Origin of the sequence: Halobaculum sp. MBLA0143 (assembly GCF_041361465.1) — an archaeon.
In the GTDB taxonomy this organism is placed as follows: domain Archaea; phylum Halobacteriota; class Halobacteria; order Halobacteriales; family Haloferacaceae; genus JAHENP01.
Genome location: NZ_JBGKAC010000001.1, coordinates 1,548,709 through 1,566,015, shown reverse-complemented (window position 1 = coordinate 1,566,015; position 17,307 = coordinate 1,548,709). Strand labels below are relative to the sequence as shown.

Genomic DNA, 17,307 nt, shown 5'->3' with positions numbered 1-17,307 from the left:
GGGTGACTTACACTCCAAGTGTAAGTTATTCACCCATCTAGCTCACGTTTCTCGATGTCGATCCCCTTTTCTGCGAGGTATTGGGTGCTCTCTCGGCCCCAGTCCTCTTCGCTCGACCCCCTCGTCAGGAGGATGTACACCTTCGCGTTCCCCATCGGACGCATCGTCCGGCCAACGCGCTGGCCCGTCTGCGACCGCGAGGATCCCATCGTCGACGCGAGAATCGCAACCTCGGCGTCGGGGAGGTCTAAGCCTTCGTCGCCGACACGAGAGACGATCAGTGCGTCCATCGCGCCGTCACGAAACTGCTGATAAATCGTCTGTCGTCGGTCGTGACTCGTCTCGCCGTAGACGAACGGAATCCCGAGGCGTTCGGACAGTTCGCGCCCCTGCCGGATCCAGTCGACGAAGATCAGCGTCTTCTCCTCGTCGTGTTCTCGAAGAAGCTCCTCGATCACCTCGGACTTCCTCGGGTTTCGGGCAGCTTCGATCAACTTCTTCGCACCTTCCGCTCGTTCGTACCGGGTCCGTGCCGCGTCCGATCCCCAGGGAACGAGCAATAGTTCGACGGACGGTTCTGCCACCCAGTCTTCTCTGAACAGTCGGCTCCACGATTGTCCCACCGGTGGCCCAATAAGCGAGAAGATTTCCTTCGCGTCACCAGACTCCCGGACGGGCGTCGCAGATAGCCCCAACCGGGCGACCGACTGGATCTCTCGGAACCGCTTCCAAGTGTTTGCGACGGCGTGATGGCAGTTGTGGGTGAGGAGGTTGTCGGCGACGAACGTGTGCGTCTCCGTCTCGAAGTCGTACACCGTCTCCTCGCCGGCCGGTTCGATGTCGGTCACGCGGGTGACCCCGAAGTTCGCCAACGAGCGAATTCGCTCGGCGTACTCCGTCGCCGCCGAACGACGCTGCTCTACAATTGTCTCGAGAGCACGCTCGACCCGCTCGGTCGTCTCGGGGGCATCGTGGATTCCTTCGAGTAGCTTCCGGCAGTAGCTCATGTCGACGCCCGATGCTTCTGACAGCTCCGCATACGAGATATTCCAGTGCTTCCGTTTTGCTTCGGCCCCCTCGAGCGTTTCGAGCGCCAGACGCTCCAGGCCGTCGGCGAGTCCAAGCAGCTCCTGGGCAGGGTACTCGTACTCTTCGCGAATCGCCTCACCCACTCCCTGTCGACTCATCCCGAGCATCTCTGCGAGGGTCTCGTTCGTGACACCCAGCTCCGTCTTCACCGACTCGAACAGCCCTGCTGTGGGAATCCCTCTGTTCGTCCCACCGTCTGAGTTGACGTTCTCGCGTTTGTGCACGAATCTGCTGCCCACGATGTCCACGAACTCCCACGACTGCTCGGGAGAGAGAACGTGGCGGTGCATGTCCGCGTGAGGCTCCTCACGTTCAAGTGTCTGCGACCGCGGATCGAACCCGAGGCGTTGCAGGAGGAACCGGAGGTCCTGGGACAGCCCCGGGGATGTCGTCCCGATCTGCACTCTGCTCGTCTCTTCGTCCACCCACCCTTCGGCGTCGAAGAGCCCACGGACGAGTGCGGCGACTCTCTCTTCCGACCACATGTACGACTCCGCCGGAATACGGACGGTGTTCGTCTTCGCTCCTGGAGTGCCGTCGTACGGGAGTTTGTCGGTTGCCGGGACACGGACGGTGTAGTCGCCGCGGTCGTTCCAGTACGTCGAGTAGTCGAGATCCAGAGCATCGCACAGACGCTTGACGACCGACGCCTGCTCTTCTGGGCGCTTGGCAAACGAGAACTTCATCGCCCCGGAGTCGGTCATGCTCCCGTCACCGATCATCCACCCTGTCAGCTCCGCCGCAGGGTGGGAGTAGTCGCCCGACAGGCGAACGTTCCGACTCCTGGGGTAGACGAGCCAGTCGCCTTCCGAGAGCGTCTTCGACTCCTCGATTTCTGCTGTCTCCGGGTTGTAGATCAAATGCGTGTGCGACGGCGTGGCTGTGATCTCTCGACCGTCGTCGGTGGCGATGCGCTGTACCGGAGCTGTCGTCTTGTAGACTCCTGTCACCTCTGTCATGTGGTACTCTCCCACATTGGGATCGTACGTCTGCACGGAGAGATCGACACCTTCCGTCCACCCTTCAGAGAAGCCGTGCTCGTCGTCTAGCTCGGCAAACGTAGTGCGACCGGACTCGGTGACGACCTCTGTGTCGCCGCTGAAGCACTCGTCTGCGACCACGAGCCCCCACTCCCGCTCGTTGAATAGCTCCCGGTGTCTCGACATCGCGGCGGTGTCGTACGTCGCAATCGTCACCGGCCGAATGCGCTTCTGCCCGCCGTGGTACTGCCCGATCTGGTCGCGTTCGAGCGTCGTCTTCTCCAACAGCTCCTCCTGCCACTGCCCGGCTAGCTCCCGATTCGGGACGATTATCAGCGTCTCGCCGCCGACCGCCGCCATCGCACCCATCGCCGCGACGGTCTTACCGGACCCGGACGGGCCGACGAACACGCCCGCCTTTCGCTCGACGAAGTGGTCGATCCACTCCTGCTGGTAGTCGCGTAGACTGATCTCGGGGACGAGTTCGACGTCGAGACTCTCGCCTTCGTCGATTCGGCGGCTGTCAACCGCAGGATACCCCTCCTCGTACAGTTGTTCTTTCACCGCCGCGGTCGCACCGCGCCGTAGGCGTACCTCGGTCTCAGAGAGAAACTCCGTGTAGTGTTCGTTGTGTTCGAGCTTCCGCTTGACGACGTTTTCGACAGTCTCTGGATCTTCAGCTTCGAGGACGGTGAACTCCCGGCCGGCGTCGTCCGTCTCCGTCTGGAGTTCGAACTGGTGTGCGCGCCGCCAGTCGTCCTCGATCCGACTCTCGAACCCACCGTCCCACTTCTCGTCACCAACGACACCACGGAGGGTCTCTCGTAGTTCGTCGAACGAATCGACGGCAGCAGTCCACACGTCCCCCGAGCCTATCTTGTACAGGTAGCTGTCGGCAGCAGAGTCGACGAGATGTGCGACACCCGAGAGCGACTCTCGCGTGTCGTCCGTCGGCTGGTCGACGGCAATCTCACGCCGCCCTGGGAAGAACAGCACCCGTTCACCGGCGTCGGTGTCTTCCTCGACAGATTTGGATGACTCTGCCTCGGAAGCGGGCTGTTCTGTCGAACCTGTGTTTTCTTCGCTCGGATAGTAGACGAAAGTCGACCCGCCAATCTTGCGGCGGTGGAGTTCACCTTCGCTCCACTGTCCGTGCAGCCATGCACGAGCCTCGGCCTGGGTACAGCCGACACCCTCTGCCAGGTACGACGGTGAGACGACTGGGACGACCGGGAGAAGCTCACCGAGTGCCCGCTGGAAGTCTTCGTGATCCGGAGAGTCGTCATCAGGCATATCTGAGTACACCGAAAGTCCGTTGCTCAAGACTAGCCTCTGATAAAGTATACGCGTTGCGGGAGAGCGTTTATCCCACCACCCCGACGGCCCACAACAACACGGGGATCCCGCCGCCGACCCCGAGCAGGTACGCGAACGCCTCCTCGCCGGCGGTGTACGCCCGGTAGCCACAGTAGATGGCGACGAGCCCCGCCAACGGGACGAACAGGAGCAGCGACACGAGCGCAGACAGTGTGCCCCCGACGACGTACCCCGTCGGCCGGCCCCCCCCGTCGCCCGACCGTCCTGTTTCCATGCTGTCACACTCGTGTCGAGGGGGATTTGTGGCTTCCGGCCCCGGTCAGACGTGCGTCCGACTCGTGTGAACGACTGGGGAAAACGTTCATACGTTCGTAGTGAGTCGGTGGAGTCGTGAGCGCAATCACCGTGTCCGGGCTGACGAAGGCGTACGGCGACGTCCGAGCGAACGACGGGGTGAGCTTCGAGGTTCGAGAGGGGGAGGTGTTCGGCTACCTCGGCCCGAACGGCGCGGGCAAGTCCACGACGATCCGGACGCTGTTGGGGTTCCAGTCGCCGACGGCGGGGACGGCGACGGTGTTGGGCGCGGACGTGCGCGACGAGGCGGCCCACGTCGAGGCTCGCCGACGGATCGGCTACGTCCCCGCCAACCCCGCGTTCGACCCGACGGCGACCGGACGCGCGGCGCTGGACCTCCACGGCGCGGTCCAGGGCGACGAACGACGCGCGGAACTGTTGGAGCGGTTCCCCGTGCCCCTGGACCGCCCGGTGCGGAGCTACTCCACGGGCCAGCGCCAGAAGCTCGCGGTCGTCCGCGGGTTCGCCCACGACCCGGAGTTGCTCCTGTTAGACGAGCCGACCGCGGGGCTGGACCCGTTGATGCAACGGCGCTTCGAGACGCTCGTCGCCGAGGAGCGCGCCGCGGGCAAGGCCGTGCTCGTCTCCTCGCACGTTCTCGGGGAGGTGCGACGGCTGTGTGACCGCGTCGGCGTGTTGCGCGACGGACGGCTCGTCACGGTCGAACGGGTGGAGACGCTGTTGGACCGCTCCGGCAAGACTGTCAGACTGCTGGCTGCCGGCGACCACGACCGGAGTCGGTTCCGGCTCGCCGGCGTCCACGACCTGACGGTCGAGCCGGCGACGACCCCCGGCGGGGAGACGGACGAGCCCGTCACCCGCGTGCAGTTCACGTTCACCGGCGACGTGAACGACTTAGTCGACAGGCTGTCGTCGCTCCGACTGCTGGAGCTCGACGTGGAGGAAGCACCGCTCGAACGGGTGTTCGCCGGCTTCTACGACGAGGCGGACGACCAGCTCGCGTCCGCGGCCGGCGACGAGACTGACACCACCGACATCTCCGACGAGGAGACTGGCACCGCCAACACCTCCGACGGGGAGACTGGCACCGCCGACACCTCCGACGACGAAACGCCGACGACAGGAGGTGAAGCGTGACGCTCGCGCTCGCTCGCTACGCCGCGCGGCGGCGGCTCCGTGGTGCGGTCGTCGTCGCCGGCGGGCTGTCCGTGCTGACGCTGCTGATGGTGTCGCTGTACCCGGACGTGGCCGCGAACGTGGACTTAGACGCCTACACGGAGAGCCTGCCGCCGGCGTTCCAGGCCGCCTTCGGGATCGAGACGCTGGGGACGGTGGAGGGGTTCCTCGCCACAGAGCTGTACGCCTTCGGCTGGGTGTTGCTCCTCGGAGTGTACTTCGCGTACACCGCCGCCGGCGTCGTCGCCCGGGACGTAGAGACCGGCCGGATGGATCTCCTCCTGTCGCTCCCGATGGGGCGCCGCCGGCTGCTCGCGGAGGCGACGCTCTCTTTGCTCGTCCCGCTCGTGGCCGTCAACGCCCTCGTCCCGGTCGTCGTGTACGCGAGCGTCGCCTGGATCGGCGAGTCGATCGCCGTCACGGATCTCGTCGTCGTCCACCTGGCGTCCGTGCCGTACCTCCTGGCGACGGCCGCAGTCGGCGTCGGCGCCTCCGTCGTCGCCGACCGGGCGGCGGTCGCCCAGCGAGCCGCCGCGGGCGTCGTGTTCGGGCTCTACCTCGTGGAGTCCGTCGTCGCCGACACGGACCTGGAGGCTCTGGGGGCACTCTCGCCGACGCACTACTACGACCCGACGGCGATTCTCGTCCGCGGGACGCACGACCCCGGCGGCGCGGTCGTGTTGCTGGCCGCGACGGCCGTCGTCTGGACGGCGAGCAGTGTCTACTTCACGCGCCGGGACGTGAACTGACACGCGAATGCCAGACGGCTTCACCGAGGACGAACGGGCCGCGATCCGCGAGCGACTGTTGGCGGCCGGCCGCGAACGGTTCGCCCGCTACGGCCGGTCGAAGACCACCGTCTCGGAGCTGACCGACGAGGCGGGCATCGCCGACGGCACCTTCTACCGATTCTTCGACTCGAAACTCGACCTGTACGCGGCCGTTCTCGAACGCGAGGGCGAGGAGATCCTGCCGGATCTGCTGGCCCCGCTGGAGGAGGAAGACGACCCGGAGACGGCGCTCGCGGCGTTCATGCGCCGGGTGTGTGGGGAAATCGAGACCAACCCGCTCGTCGAACGGCTGTTGACCGACCGCGAGGAACTAGACCGACTCCGCGACCACTACGGCCCGGAGGGGGTCGCGGCCGAACGCGAGCAGTCGCTGGCGTACTTCCTGCCGTACGTCGAGGCGTGGTACGAGGCGGAGGCGGTCCACGGGCCGGACCCCGAGACGGTCGCAAGCGCCGTCCGCGCCGTCACGTTCGTCACGCTCCACCGTCGGGACATCGGCGAGGAACTGTACGAACCCACCCGCGATCTGTTGATCGACGCCGTGGCCCGCGGGCTGACGACGACCGCGAACTGACGACGCCCACAAACTGACGGCGCCCACGGGCTCACGGGCGCCCACGAACTGACGACGCCTGCGGACCCACGATGCCCACAAACTGACGACGCCCCCAGACGACAGCGAGCGACGCCTCTCGCGTTCACTCGTGTGGCTTGACGAGCACCTTCACCGCCTCCCGCTCGGCCATCATCTCGTACCCCTCCGGGACACCGTCCAGGTCGACCGTCTCCGTGAACACCGGCCCGGGGTCGAGCGTCCCGCCGACCACGTCCGCCAGCAGTTCGTCGGCGTACGCCCGGACCGGGGCGACGCCGCCGGAGAGCGAGATGTTGTCGCCGAAGAAGTCGAACAGGTCGACCCCGGCGTCCATCCCGTGGGGGACGCCGACGTAGCCGACCGTCCCGCCCGGGCGACAGATCCCGGTCGCGGTCTCCATCGCGGAGGCGGCGCCGACACACTCCAAGACGTGGTCGACGCCGCCGTTCGTCAGCTCGTGGACCCGTTCGACGGCGTCCGTGTCGCCGGAGCCGTCGACGGTGTCCGTCGCGCCGAACGCCTCTGCCTGCGCCAGCCGGTCGGGGTGGTGGCCGACGGCGACGATCCGGCGTGCCCCGAGTCGGCGCGCGGCGAGGACGCCACACAGCCCGACGGCACCGTCGCCGACGACCGCACAGGCGTCCCCCTGGCCGACACCGGCGTTGACGGCGGCGTGGTGACCCGTCCCCATCACGTCCGTCAGCGGCAGAATCGACCGCAACACGTCTTCGTCGTCGGCGACGCGGTCGGGCACCTTGACGAGCGTCCCGTCGGCGTGTGGCGACCGGACGAACTCACCCTGGGCGCCCCCGTTGTCGCCGCCCCAGCCGCCGCCGTTCACACAGGAGGTGTGGAGCCCCTTCCGACAGAACTCACACTCCCCACAGGAGACGACGAACGGCGCGAACACGCGGTCGCCCGGCTCGACACTCACCACGTCGTCGCCGACCTCCTCCACGATCCCCATCGGCTCGTGGCCGACACGAGAGCCGGCCTCGCGGTCGCTGTCCCCGCGGTAGAACCAGAGGTCCGACCCGCAGACCGCCGTGTGTGTCACCCTGACGATCGCGTCGCCCGGCGACTCGATCTCCGGCCGCGGTACCTCCTCGACACTGATCTCTCCCGGTCCATCGTAGATAGCGGCGCGCACGACTGTGTCGACGGTCGGACACGACTTCAACTCCGTGGTCGCGGTGGGTGACGGTACACCCTCTCCGCGCTACCCGTCGCGTCCGTAGACGGTCGTCTCCGGGTGGAACTCCGCCCACGCGAACCAGAACAGCTGTCCGGTGTCTGTCGCCGGCGCCAGTCGCGTCCCCTCGAAGGGGCCGGAGACGGCCGTGCCGGTCGCGGCACGCCAGACGGAGTCGCCGGCCGCGAGCCGGCCGTCGCCGGTCGCCGAGAAGGACAGCGTGCGGCCGTCGACCGTCCGGCGCCAGCCGTGTAGCGTCGTCCCGTCGGCGCCGGTCGCCACGACGACTGGCGTCCCGGCGACGGTGTCTTCCACGACGCCGCCGGCCGCCCGGACCGCCTCCAACGAGTACGCTCGTGCCGTGCCGTCGGAGGCGATCCCCAGCACCCGTGTCTTGGGGCGGAGTCGGTCGTCGTCGAACTCGTTTTCGCCGAGCCCGATCTGGTCGACGTCGTCGTAGGAGGCGTACGGGTTCCGGGTGTAGTCCCGGACGGCGGCCGAGCCGACGACGGTGCTCGACTCCGGCGGCGGCCGCAACACCTGGGTGTCGGGGTAGCTGCCCCGCCAGTCCGACAGCGTGGTGATCGTCGAGGGGACCAGCTCCAGGGTGTGGCCGGTGCGTGGCCCCTGGATCGCCGTCGCGGCGATCTGGCTCCACCGGCTGTCCGTCACCTCGTCGTACATGACGAGATCGGAGTTCCACAGGAGACCGGAGACGCCGAACGTCGTCTCCTGGCCGTCTACCTCGCGGACCGCGGTGACGCCGCTGCCGCACAGCGGGCAGAACGTGACGAGCAACGGCCCGCCGAAGGTGTCGTTGACCACCTCGTGCCAGTTGAGCACGCGCAACGGGTACGCCCGCGCCTCGCCGTCGCGGACGACACCGACGACCTGGTCGTCCCCCCGGAGTCGTGGCTCGCGCGTCTCCTCCTCGCCGGTCATCCGACTGCGGACCGTCACCGACACGCCCGACCAGTCTGTCCCGAACTCGGGGTCCGTGATCGCCGGGATGGAGTCCACCCCCGCGCCCCGCGCCAGCTGTTCGTCCGGAACGGGGAGGTCGACGCCCGCGACCTGTCTCACGTCACCCGAGACCGCGCGCGGTGTCGCGGTGTCGGTCTCCGTCGCGGTCTCCGTCGCGGCGGCTGTCGCGGTGTCCGTGCGTGTCGCCGTCTCGTCGCCGCCGCGGCCGGCACAGCCGGCGAGCGCGGCGGCGACGACACCGGCGAGGAAGCTGCGGCGGTGCATCGTGTTACCTACTCTCGTCCCGTGGCTTAGTCGCGCCGGGGCTGGGGGCTGTCCGCACACGACACCAGACCGTTGAAGTTCCGGAGCCCACTGGCTGTGAGCGTGAAGCGTCGCGCCTACCTCGCCGCCGTCGGCACCGCGGCGAGCGCCGGGCTCGCGGGCTGTGTCGGTGTCGACGGCCCAGACGCCGACGGCGGACCGGACGACCGCGGGCCGGCGGGAGACGGCAGCACCGCCGGCTCGGACGCCACTCCCACCGGGACGGACCGCGGGCTCGTCCTCCCGACGGTGTCGGCACCCGGCTCGCCGTCGGGAACGGTCGGGCTGTCGCCGCCCGACCGGGCGGTGCTCGTCGACTTCTTCGCCACCTGGTGTGCGCCCTGTAAACCGGAGATGGACAACCTCCGGCGGGTCCGCGAACGGTTCGACGAGACGGCGCTCGCGGTCGTCTCCGTCACCCAGGAGTCGGACGAGGCGGCGATCCGCTCCTTCTGGCGGCGACACGACGGCACCTGGCCCGTCGCCCGCGACCCGGAGCTCGCGGCGACCCAGGCGTACGACGTGACCGGCATCCCGACGGTCGTGGTTCAGACTCCGAGCGGCGAGACCACACTCCGCCACACCGGCCTGGCCGGCACCGACCGGCTCGTCGCCGGCGTGGAGCGTGCCCTCCAGTCGTGATCCCGAATCTCCCGCTCGTGGCGTTCGCCTTCTCCGCCGGCGCCGGTACCTTCTTCGCGCCGTGCGCGTACCCGTTGCTCCCCGGGTACGTCTCCTTCTACCTCGGCGAGACGGCCGGCGAGGGCCGCGCCAACGGCGGCGCTGCCGACGCGAACGCGAGCGGCGGGAACGGGAGCGCTGCCGCCGACTCGAACAGTCGTGCTGCCGACCCGAGCAGTCCCGTCGCCGGCCCGGGCACCGGTCGCGTCGCCGAGAGAACGGCCGACGCTCTCGGCACGGTTCTCCCGGGCGAGACGGCCGCGCGGCTCGTCCGCGCGGCCGTCGTCGGCGTGGTCGTCAGTCTGGGGTTCTTCCTCGTGTACGGGTTGTTGGCAGGGGTGACGGCTGCCGTCGGCTCCCGACTGTTGGGTAGCGTGAGCCTGTTGGAACTCGTCGTCGGGGTCGTCCTGATCGTCGTCGGGACGGCGACGGCGCTGGGGTACGACCTCCCGACGCCGACGGTCAGACTGCCGGAGCGACGCCGGAGCGTCGGCGGCTTCTTCGCGTTCGGCGTGTTGTACGCCGCCGCCGCGGCCGGCTGTACCGCTCCGGTGTTCGTCGGCATCGGCGTCCAGGCGGTCGCGGCCGGGCCGCCGACCGCGCTGGCGGCGTTCGGCGCCTACGCGGCCGGGATGAGCCTGCTGATGGTCGCGGTGACGGTCGCGGCCGCGCTGGGCCGTAACGCCCTGTTGGCTGCCGCCCGCGGCCGGACGAGCCTGATCGAACGCGGGATGGGGGTGCTGTTGGCCGCCGCCGGCGTCGTCCAACTGTACTTCTTCCTGTTCCGGTTCGACGGGCTCTCCGTACTCGGGCTGGCCTGAGGCAGGTGTCCGGAACCGTCCTGTCGTCTCGTCGCCCACTCACTTCCCGTTCTGTCGCTCGCTCACTTCCCGTTCTGTCGCTCGCTACGTCACGCCGCCGTCGTCGACCTCGTACTCCCGGTACGCCTCCGTCTCCGCGAGTTCGCGGAGGTGGTCGGCGACGGCGCGCACGTCCTCGAACCGGGTGTACAGCGGCGACGGACAGACTCTGACGACGTTCGGCGGCCGGAAGTCGACGACGACACCGCGGTCGCGGAGCGCGCGGCTGAGCCGCCGTCCTTCGGGGTGTTCGACGGCGACGTGGCCGCCGCGTGCCGCGGGATCCCGGGGTGTCCCGACGGCGAACGTCTCCGGCAGCGCGTCCACGAGTGCGATCAGGTAGTCCGTCAGCGCCAGCGACTTCTGTCGGACCCGGTCGATCCCCGCCTCGCGGATCGTCTCCGTCGCCCCCTCGATGGGCGCGGCAGACAACACTGGCACCGTCCCGATCTGCCAGGCGCTCGCGTCGTCGGCGGGGTCGAACGTCTGACGCATCTCGAACTGCGTCTGTTTGTCGTTGCCCCACCACCCTGCCAGCGCCGGCGTCGTGCCGTGGTGCCGCTCTGCGACGTACAGCCCGGCGATGGCTCCCGGCCCGGCGTTGAGGTACTTGTAGGAACACCAGACCGCGAAGTCGACGCCGGCGCCGGCGAGGTCGTGTGGCACGACGCCGACGGAGTGAGCCAGGTCGAACCCGACGAGGGCGTCGTGGTCGTGGGCCGCGGCCGTGATCCGGTCGACGTCGAACAGCTGTCCCGAGCGGTAGAGCACGGACGGCAGAAAGACGATTCCAACGTCGTCGTGGGTCGCCAACGCCGTCTCCACGTCGGCGGGGTGGATCGTTCGGTCGTCGCGCGAGCCGACGGTTCGGAGCTTCTCGTCCGGGTCGACCCCGCGCTGGCGGAGCTGTGCCCGGATCGCGTAGTGGTCCGTCGGGAAGTCCAGGTCGTCGACCAGGATCGCCGGCGCGTCGGCGTCCGGCGCCGGCCCGGCGGGCGTCCCCGGGAGCGTGTCCAGGAACGTCCCGACGAGCGTGTGGACGTTCGTCGTCGTGGAGTTGGCGACGATCACCTCGTCGGGATCGGCACCCACCACCGGCGCCAACAGCTCCCCGAGGTGTTCGGCGAAGTGGAACCAGTCCGGCTCCCCCTCCTCCCAGCCGCGAATCCCGAGGTCTCGCCACTCCTCGCGCACCCGGTCGAGGCTCTCGCCGGCCGCCTCCGAGAACGGGCCCAGCGAGTTTCCGTCGACGTACAGCTCCCCGTCCGGCGGGTCGAACCGCTCGCGGAACGACGCCAGTGGGTCCGCGTCGTCCAACGCCGCCGCCACGGCCGGGTCGAACGGATCGGCGTCGCCTGCCGCGTACGCCGGTGAGTCGCCGGACGGCCACTCGACGCCGTGCGCGTCCGTGTCGTCGCCCGCGCCGCCGACCGCGAGCCCGTCGTCGTTGTCGTCTGTCACACCTGTCCGGTCGGGTGCCGGGCGCTTAGTCCCTGTCGGACGAGACGCCGAACCCCGGCAGCCCCCCGTCGTGGTCACTCGTCGCCGTCCCCCCCAGTCGGCTCGAACGCGTCGAGTGACGGCTGTGCCGGACCGCGACACCGGCGGTCCGACTCCGCGTCCGTGTCGTCTGGCTCGTCCCACGCGGCGGCGTCGGACTCGTCCCACGCCGTCCCCCCGCGTTCGGCCCACGCCGTCAGCGTCTGTGGGGTGTCTCCGTCGGCGTAGACGGCCTCCCCGTCCGCGGCGCTGTCGGTGCCCGTCGCCGTCTCCGCCCACTCTTCGAGCGTCGCACCGCCGGCACCGACGACGTCGTGAGCGTCTCCGCCGTCGCCGGCCGCGGTCCCCCCGCCGTTCGACACTCCGGCCGTGTCGCCGTCGTACCCCCCCAACTTCGCCTGGTCGCCGCCGCCGAACGAGAGGTTCGACACCCGGACGCCCAGCTTCCGGACCGGCACCGTCTCGAACTCCGTCAGCAGTTCCAGGGCCACCTCGCGGACGAGATCCGGGTCGTCCACCGGCCCCGACAGCGACTCCGCCCGCGTGTTCACGTCGAACGGCGGCTGGACCGCCTTGATGCCGATGGTGCGGTACGTCGCCCCGCGGGAGCGGGCTCGCTCGCTCACGTCCGCCGCCAACGCCCGCACCTTCTCCCGCTTGGCCGCGGGGTCGTCCGTCGCCTCCGTGAACGCCGACTCCCGAGACAACGACTTCGGCCGCCCGCGTGGGGTCACCTCGCGGTCGTCGCGGCCCCGCGCCCTGTCGTACAGCTCCCGACCACGGTCGCCGAACCGCTCCACGAGCCGGTCGGCGTCCGCACTCGCCAGCTCTCCTGCGGTCTCGATCCCCATCGCCGCGAGCTCGCTGGCCCGCACCGGGCCGACGCCGTGGAGGTCCTCGGCCGGCAACGGGGCCAGGAACGACCGCACCCGCTCGGGCGCCACGACCGTCAGCCCGTCCGGCTTGTCGTGGTCCGACGCCACCTTGGCGACGGCCATGTTCGGCGCCACGCCGACGCTCGCCGGCACGCCCACGCGCCGGCGGATCTCCTGTCTGACGTGTCTGGCGTACCCCGCCGCCAGTCTGCGCTCCGAGTCCACGTCTTCGTCCGTGTGTTCGTTCGTATCCGCGTCTTCGTCCGTGTCTACGTCGCTCCCGTCTCCCTCTGCCACTGCCCCTTCTCCCACGGGTGCCCAACTCGTCGCGTCCGTCGCGTCCAGGTACGCCTCGTCGACGCTCACCTCGCGGACGGTGTCGGCGAGGTCGTGGAGCACTCCCTTGACCCTCTCGGCGACGGACTCGTAGTACTCCATATCGACCGGGCGGTAGTGGCCCGCCTCCGTCGGGTCGGGGGCCTCGGGGTCCGTCCGGTCGGCGTCCGCGACCCGCGGCAGTCTGTCCAACGCCTCCTCGATGGGCTGGGCGGAGTCGACGCCGTACGCCCGGGCCTCGTAGCTGGCCGTCGCCACCGCGCCGTGGCGCTCGCCCGGTTCGTAGCCCATCCCAACGACGACCGGTTCGTCGATCAACTGTGGTTCGCGGAGTCGTTCACAGCTCGCGTAGAAGCAGTCGATGTCGACGTGGACGATCACCCGCTCGCCCGGCCCGTCGTCTACCCCGGGGAGCGTCTCTGTCATTCGCGTGGGCTTCGTGTGGGGCAGACGTGAACCTTCGGCTCCTACGGCGGAAGTGAAACTGGGTATCTGTCTGTGTCGTTCGGGTGGAACCCTCGTGATTCGTCGGACTCTGTGTTTGCACGGTGTGTGCGAACAGGGTGGAAGCCGCGCCCCTTCCATTCCCACCTTGTCGGAAGTCCCAACGAGCGTTCGCTCGCCCGACTGTCGACCGACGACACCTCGTTCGACAGTCGGGGTTCAGTACACACCCGCCTCGCGGGTCGCCCGCACGCCACCGCAGCGAAGCGAGGAGCGCAGCGAGTGAGCGTCCCACAGCCCGGCGGGGCTTTCAGCCTGTTCGTGGTCCTATGCTCGTCCGAGCCAACAACTGATAGCGGGGGTTTCGGGCCGTTCGTAGTCCCGCGACGAGCGGATCGTCACTCGAACGAGACGAACACACCGAACACGACGAATAGCGACCGAAACCCACAGGGTCGTCTCCCGAGAACCCCCCTGCATGATCTCGATAGCGCTGGCGGGCAAGCCCAACGCGGGCAAGTCCACGTTCTACGAGGCGGCGACGGACGCGGAGGTGGACGTGGGCAACTACCCGTTCACGACGATCGACCCGAACAGGGGGGTGGCACACGTCCGGACGGAGTGTCCGTGTCTGGCGCGCGACGAGCGGTGTGGCAGCGACCACTGCAGCGACGGCAAGCGCTACGTCCCGGTGGAGCTGTTGGACGTGGCCGGACTCGTCCCGGGCGCCCACGAGGGACGGGGGCTGGGCAACCAGTTCCTGGACGCGCTGACGGACGCGGACGTGATCCTCCAGGTGGTGGACGCCGCCGGCGAGACGAACGCGGAAGGCGAGCCGGTGGAGGTGGGCGACTACGACCCGGTGGAGGAGGTGGACTTCGTGGAGTCGGAGATGGACCAGTGGCTGGCCGGGATCGTGGACCGCAACTGGGAGTCGGTCGTCCGCAAGGGCCGGTCGCCGGACTTCGACATCGACGAGGCGCTCGTGGACATGCTGACGGGATTCGGCGCGACGGAACACGACGTGACGTACGTCCTCCGGGCGATGGAGTACCCCGCGGACCCGGGGTCGTGGGACGACGACGACCGCGCGGAGCTGGCGCGACGGGTCCGCGAGCGCACGAAGCCCATCGTCGTCGTGGCCAACAAGGCGGACATCGCACCCGAGGACAACGTCGAACGCCTCCGAGAGACGGACAAGCCGGTGGTGCCGACGACCGCCGACGGGGAGCTGGCGCTCCAGCGCGCCGCCGCGGCGGGCGCCATCGACTACGACACGGGCGACGAGGCGTTCGAGGTCCGCGGCGATCTGAGCGACTCACAGGCGGCCGGACTGGAGCGCATCGGCGAGGTGATGACACAGTACGACGGCACGGGCGTGCAGACGGCGCTGAACACGGCCGTCTACGACCTGTTGGATCGAATCACCGTCTACCCCGTCGAGAGCGAGACCCACTGGACGGACGGCCAGGGCCGGATGCTGCCGGACGCACACCTCCTGGCGAGGGGGAGCGGCCCCCAGGATCTGGCGTACGCCGTCCACACGGACATCGGCGAGGGCTACCTCCACGCCGTCGACGCTCGCTCGGATCGCCGGATCGGCGAAGGGCACGAACTGGCGGAGGGGGACGTCGTGAAGGTGGTGTCGACGGCGAACTGAACGGGACGCTGTCCGCCCCGCGTGCGTGACCGACCGATCGACCCCGCCTCTCGACTGCGCGTGTCGTCTCCAGACACCCGGCGGTGGAGATAAGAGTCTCCGAGTAAAGATCTACGCATGGAGACGATCAGTCGGTGGCGTGCTGCGGCGCTGGCGTTCTTCCTCACGATCGGTGCGTCTGGAGCAGTCGCGGTCGCGCCGTTCGTCGGCGGCTTCCTCTCCGCGTTTCTGGCGTCGATCGGGCTGTTCATCCTGATCCCGTTGATCGTGCTCACCCCGGAGCTCGTGCCGTACGTCGACGACGGCAGTGAGCCCGCCCCGCCCAGACGCGAGCCCAGCGGCGATCCGGTTGCGGACCTCCGAGACCGCTACGCCAACGGAGAACTGTCGCGCCAGGAGTTCGAGCGCCGTCTCGACGACCTCCTGGCGACGGAGGGGCTGAGCCTGGACGACATCCGGACCGAGGGCGGCACGCGACGGACGGGCGACACGGGGGGAACCGGCGACGGGACACGCGAGCGACGCCGCGAGCGCGAACGGACCTGACACGGAACGCCGGTCGTGCGACCGGCACCGGATCGAGCCGCGCGAGACACCCACGAGACACTCGTGCACTGCGTTCGGGGAGACTGCCCGGTGTTCGTCCGACACGTTCACCCCGTCCCGTCGTCGGTACTCGGCGGCGCGCGCTGTGGCGTTGGACGACTGACAGCGCGTGTGCCAGAGCACCACGCCGAGTGGGCCCAGTCCGACGTGGGCGACGGCCGGAGCGAGCCCGCCGTCCCCTGCGACGTGCTGGCAGCGGTGATCGACGGTGACGGACCGTCCGCCGACGACACTACGCCGAACTCGGCGGACGTTTCGTGCGCGTCGAACGGTGCGTCGACGAGTCGAACGACCGTGTTGCCTGTGTCGGGCGTGGCTACGGAACACCACTCGGCCGCAGTGTGCCGCTCTCGTGACGCCGAAGTGAGGTGATCGTCTCCGCCCGTGCATCACCACTCACCAGTCGACTCTCGTTCACCAGATCGCCGCCAGTTCGTCGGCCAGCCGCTCCACCTCGGCGGTCGTGTTGAACGCGTGAACGGATACCCGGACACAGTCGGGGTCGGGCAGCGACCGGACGGCGACGCCGTCGTCCCGGAGCCGTTCGACGGTCGCCTCCGGCTCGGGAACGTCGACGGTGACGAGCCCCGTCTCCGGCTCGGCCGGGCTGACGACCCGTTCTGCGGGCAACTGCGAGACGAGGCGGTCGGTCAGCCGGAGCACCTCCTCGTGGACGTGTTCCACGCCGAGCCGGTCGAACAGGGCGACGCTCTCCGCGAGGCCGACGTGGGCGCCGATCGCGGTCGTCCCGCGCTCGAACCGCGCGGCCGTCGGCTTCCGCTCGAACGCGCCGCCGGGGTCCGTCACGCTCCGGTAGCCCAACTGCGCCGGCCGGAGGTCGGCGACGGCGTCGCCGTCGACGTAGAGGAACCCCGACCCCCAGACGCCCAACAGCCACTTGTGACCAGAACCGACGACGGCGTCGGCGCCCCAGGCCGTCACGTCGACGGGGTGCTGGCCGGGCGCCTGCACGGCGTCGACGAGCGTGAACGCGCCGGCCTCCTCGGCGGCCGCGACCAGCTCGGCGACCGGGAGCCGGGTGCCGTAGTTCCACGCCAGCGACGAGAAGACGGCGGCGTCGGCGTCCGCGACGGCCGTCTGCCACGCGTCCGTGTCGATCCGGCCGGCGGTCGTCTCGACACGCCGGATCGTCACGCCCTGTTCGGCCAGCCGTGCCAGCGGTACGTCCGCGGCCGGGTGTTCGAGGTCCGTCGTGACGACGACGGCGTCGTCAGTCCGTTCGAGTCCCAGTGCCGCGAGCACGGCGCTCAGCCCGTCGGAGGTCGACTCCGTCAAGGCGAGTTCGTCGGCCGTCGCGCCGACGAACGGGGCGACACGCTCCCGGATCGCCTCGTAGGCGGCGAAGCCGACGGCGTAGGCGTCCCCGTCGGCCAACACGTCCGTCTTGTGACGACGGGTCCAGCCGTCGACGGCGTCCAGGAGGAACGTCGGTGACGGCCCGGTCGCGCCGGTGTTGAAGTACGCGACCTCGCCGGTGACGGGGATGTCGGCCCGGAGATCCGCGAGGTCCGCGATCCCGGGGTCGACAGGGGTGAACGGCGGTCGGTCGGCGACGGACGCGGGTGGGTCTGGCGGCTCCATG

Annotated in this window: 14 protein-coding genes; 7 read left to right on the top strand and 7 right to left on the bottom strand. The window is 69.3% G+C overall.

Annotated elements, in window-relative coordinates:
* Positions 1-29: 29 nt before the first annotated feature.
* Together RYH79_RS08090 and RYH79_RS08085 are read right to left on the bottom strand one after the other, a co-directional pair.
* Positions 30-3,362, bottom strand: a complete 3,333-nt coding sequence (locus RYH79_RS08090) for a DEAD/DEAH box helicase family protein (protein WP_370897966.1) — start codon at positions 3,360-3,362, stop codon at positions 30-32.
* A gap of 70 nt (positions 3,363-3,432) precedes the next feature.
* A complete protein-coding gene (locus tag RYH79_RS08085) occupies positions 3,433-3,660 on the bottom strand; it encodes a hypothetical protein (RefSeq protein ID WP_370897964.1) in 228 nt (75 codons plus the stop codon).
* A gap of 116 nt (positions 3,661-3,776) precedes the next feature.
* Between RYH79_RS08085 and RYH79_RS08080 the strand changes: the two genes are divergently transcribed.
* Genes RYH79_RS08080 through RYH79_RS08070 form a run of 3 tightly spaced genes read left to right on the top strand, consistent with a single transcriptional unit; the run spans position 3,777 to position 6,242 of the window.
* Positions 3,777-4,838, top strand: a complete 1,062-nt coding sequence (locus tag RYH79_RS08080; protein ID WP_370897962.1) for an ABC transporter ATP-binding protein — start codon at positions 3,777-3,779, stop codon at positions 4,836-4,838.
* Entirely contained in the window at positions 4,835-5,626 is a 792-nt protein-coding gene (locus RYH79_RS08075; RefSeq protein ID WP_370897960.1) for an ABC transporter permease subunit, read from the top strand. Before RYH79_RS08080 ends, RYH79_RS08075 begins: the two co-directional genes overlap by 4 nt.
* Before the next feature lie 7 nt (positions 5,627-5,633).
* Positions 5,634-6,242, top strand: a complete 609-nt coding sequence (locus tag RYH79_RS08070; RefSeq protein WP_370897958.1) for a TetR/AcrR family transcriptional regulator — start codon at positions 5,634-5,636, stop codon at positions 6,240-6,242.
* 124 nt (positions 6,243-6,366) lie between these two features.
* Here the strand turns inward: RYH79_RS08070 and RYH79_RS08065 are convergent, their stop codons facing one another.
* Positions 6,367-7,413 carry a zinc-binding dehydrogenase gene (locus RYH79_RS08065; RefSeq protein WP_370897956.1) on the bottom strand — a complete coding sequence of 349 codons (1,047 nt, stop codon included), beginning with the start codon at positions 7,411-7,413 and terminating at the stop codon, positions 6,367-6,369.
* 69 nt (positions 7,414-7,482) lie between these two features.
* Positions 7,483-8,703, bottom strand: a complete 1,221-nt coding sequence (locus RYH79_RS08060; RefSeq protein WP_370897954.1) for a DUF3179 domain-containing protein — start codon at positions 8,701-8,703, stop codon at positions 7,483-7,485.
* A gap of 102 nt (positions 8,704-8,805) precedes the next feature.
* On the opposite strand from RYH79_RS08060, the gene RYH79_RS08055 reads away from it, so the two are divergent.
* Both RYH79_RS08055 and RYH79_RS08050 read left to right on the top strand, forming a co-directional pair.
* On the top strand, positions 8,806-9,384 hold the full coding sequence (locus RYH79_RS08055; protein ID WP_370897952.1) for a TlpA family protein disulfide reductase: 579 nt from the start codon (positions 8,806-8,808) through the stop codon (positions 9,382-9,384).
* Positions 9,381-10,244, top strand: a complete 864-nt coding sequence (locus RYH79_RS08050; RefSeq protein ID WP_370897950.1) for a cytochrome C biogenesis protein — start codon at positions 9,381-9,383, stop codon at positions 10,242-10,244. Before RYH79_RS08055 ends, RYH79_RS08050 begins: the two co-directional genes overlap by 4 nt.
* Before the next feature lie 84 nt (positions 10,245-10,328).
* Here the strand turns inward: RYH79_RS08050 and kynU are convergent, their stop codons facing one another.
* Positions 10,329-11,744: a kynureninase gene (gene kynU / locus RYH79_RS08045; protein WP_370897948.1), complete on the bottom strand. Its 1,416-nt coding sequence runs from the start codon at positions 11,742-11,744 to the stop codon at positions 10,329-10,331.
* A gap of 74 nt (positions 11,745-11,818) precedes the next feature.
* Positions 11,819-13,420 (bottom strand): DNA polymerase Y family protein, encoded by a 1,602-nt coding sequence (locus RYH79_RS08040; RefSeq protein ID WP_370897946.1) that lies wholly within the window; start codon positions 13,418-13,420, stop codon positions 11,819-11,821.
* Between the two features lie 496 nt (positions 13,421-13,916).
* Here RYH79_RS08040 and RYH79_RS08035 point away from each other — a divergent pair, with 496 nt between their 5' ends.
* Complete coding sequence (locus tag RYH79_RS08035) at positions 13,917-15,098, top strand: redox-regulated ATPase YchF (RefSeq protein WP_370897944.1); 1,182 nt, start codon at positions 13,917-13,919, stop codon at positions 15,096-15,098.
* 117 nt (positions 15,099-15,215) lie between these two features.
* Positions 15,216-15,644: an SHOCT domain-containing protein gene (locus tag RYH79_RS08030; RefSeq protein ID WP_370897942.1), complete on the top strand. Its 429-nt coding sequence runs from the start codon at positions 15,216-15,218 to the stop codon at positions 15,642-15,644.
* Between the two features lie 474 nt (positions 15,645-16,118).
* Here RYH79_RS08030 and RYH79_RS08025 read toward each other — a convergent pair whose 3' ends face one another.
* On the bottom strand, positions 16,119-17,306 hold the full coding sequence (locus RYH79_RS08025; RefSeq protein WP_370897940.1) for an aminotransferase class V-fold PLP-dependent enzyme: 1,188 nt from the start codon (positions 17,304-17,306) through the stop codon (positions 16,119-16,121).
* Position 17,307: the final 1 nt, after the last annotated feature.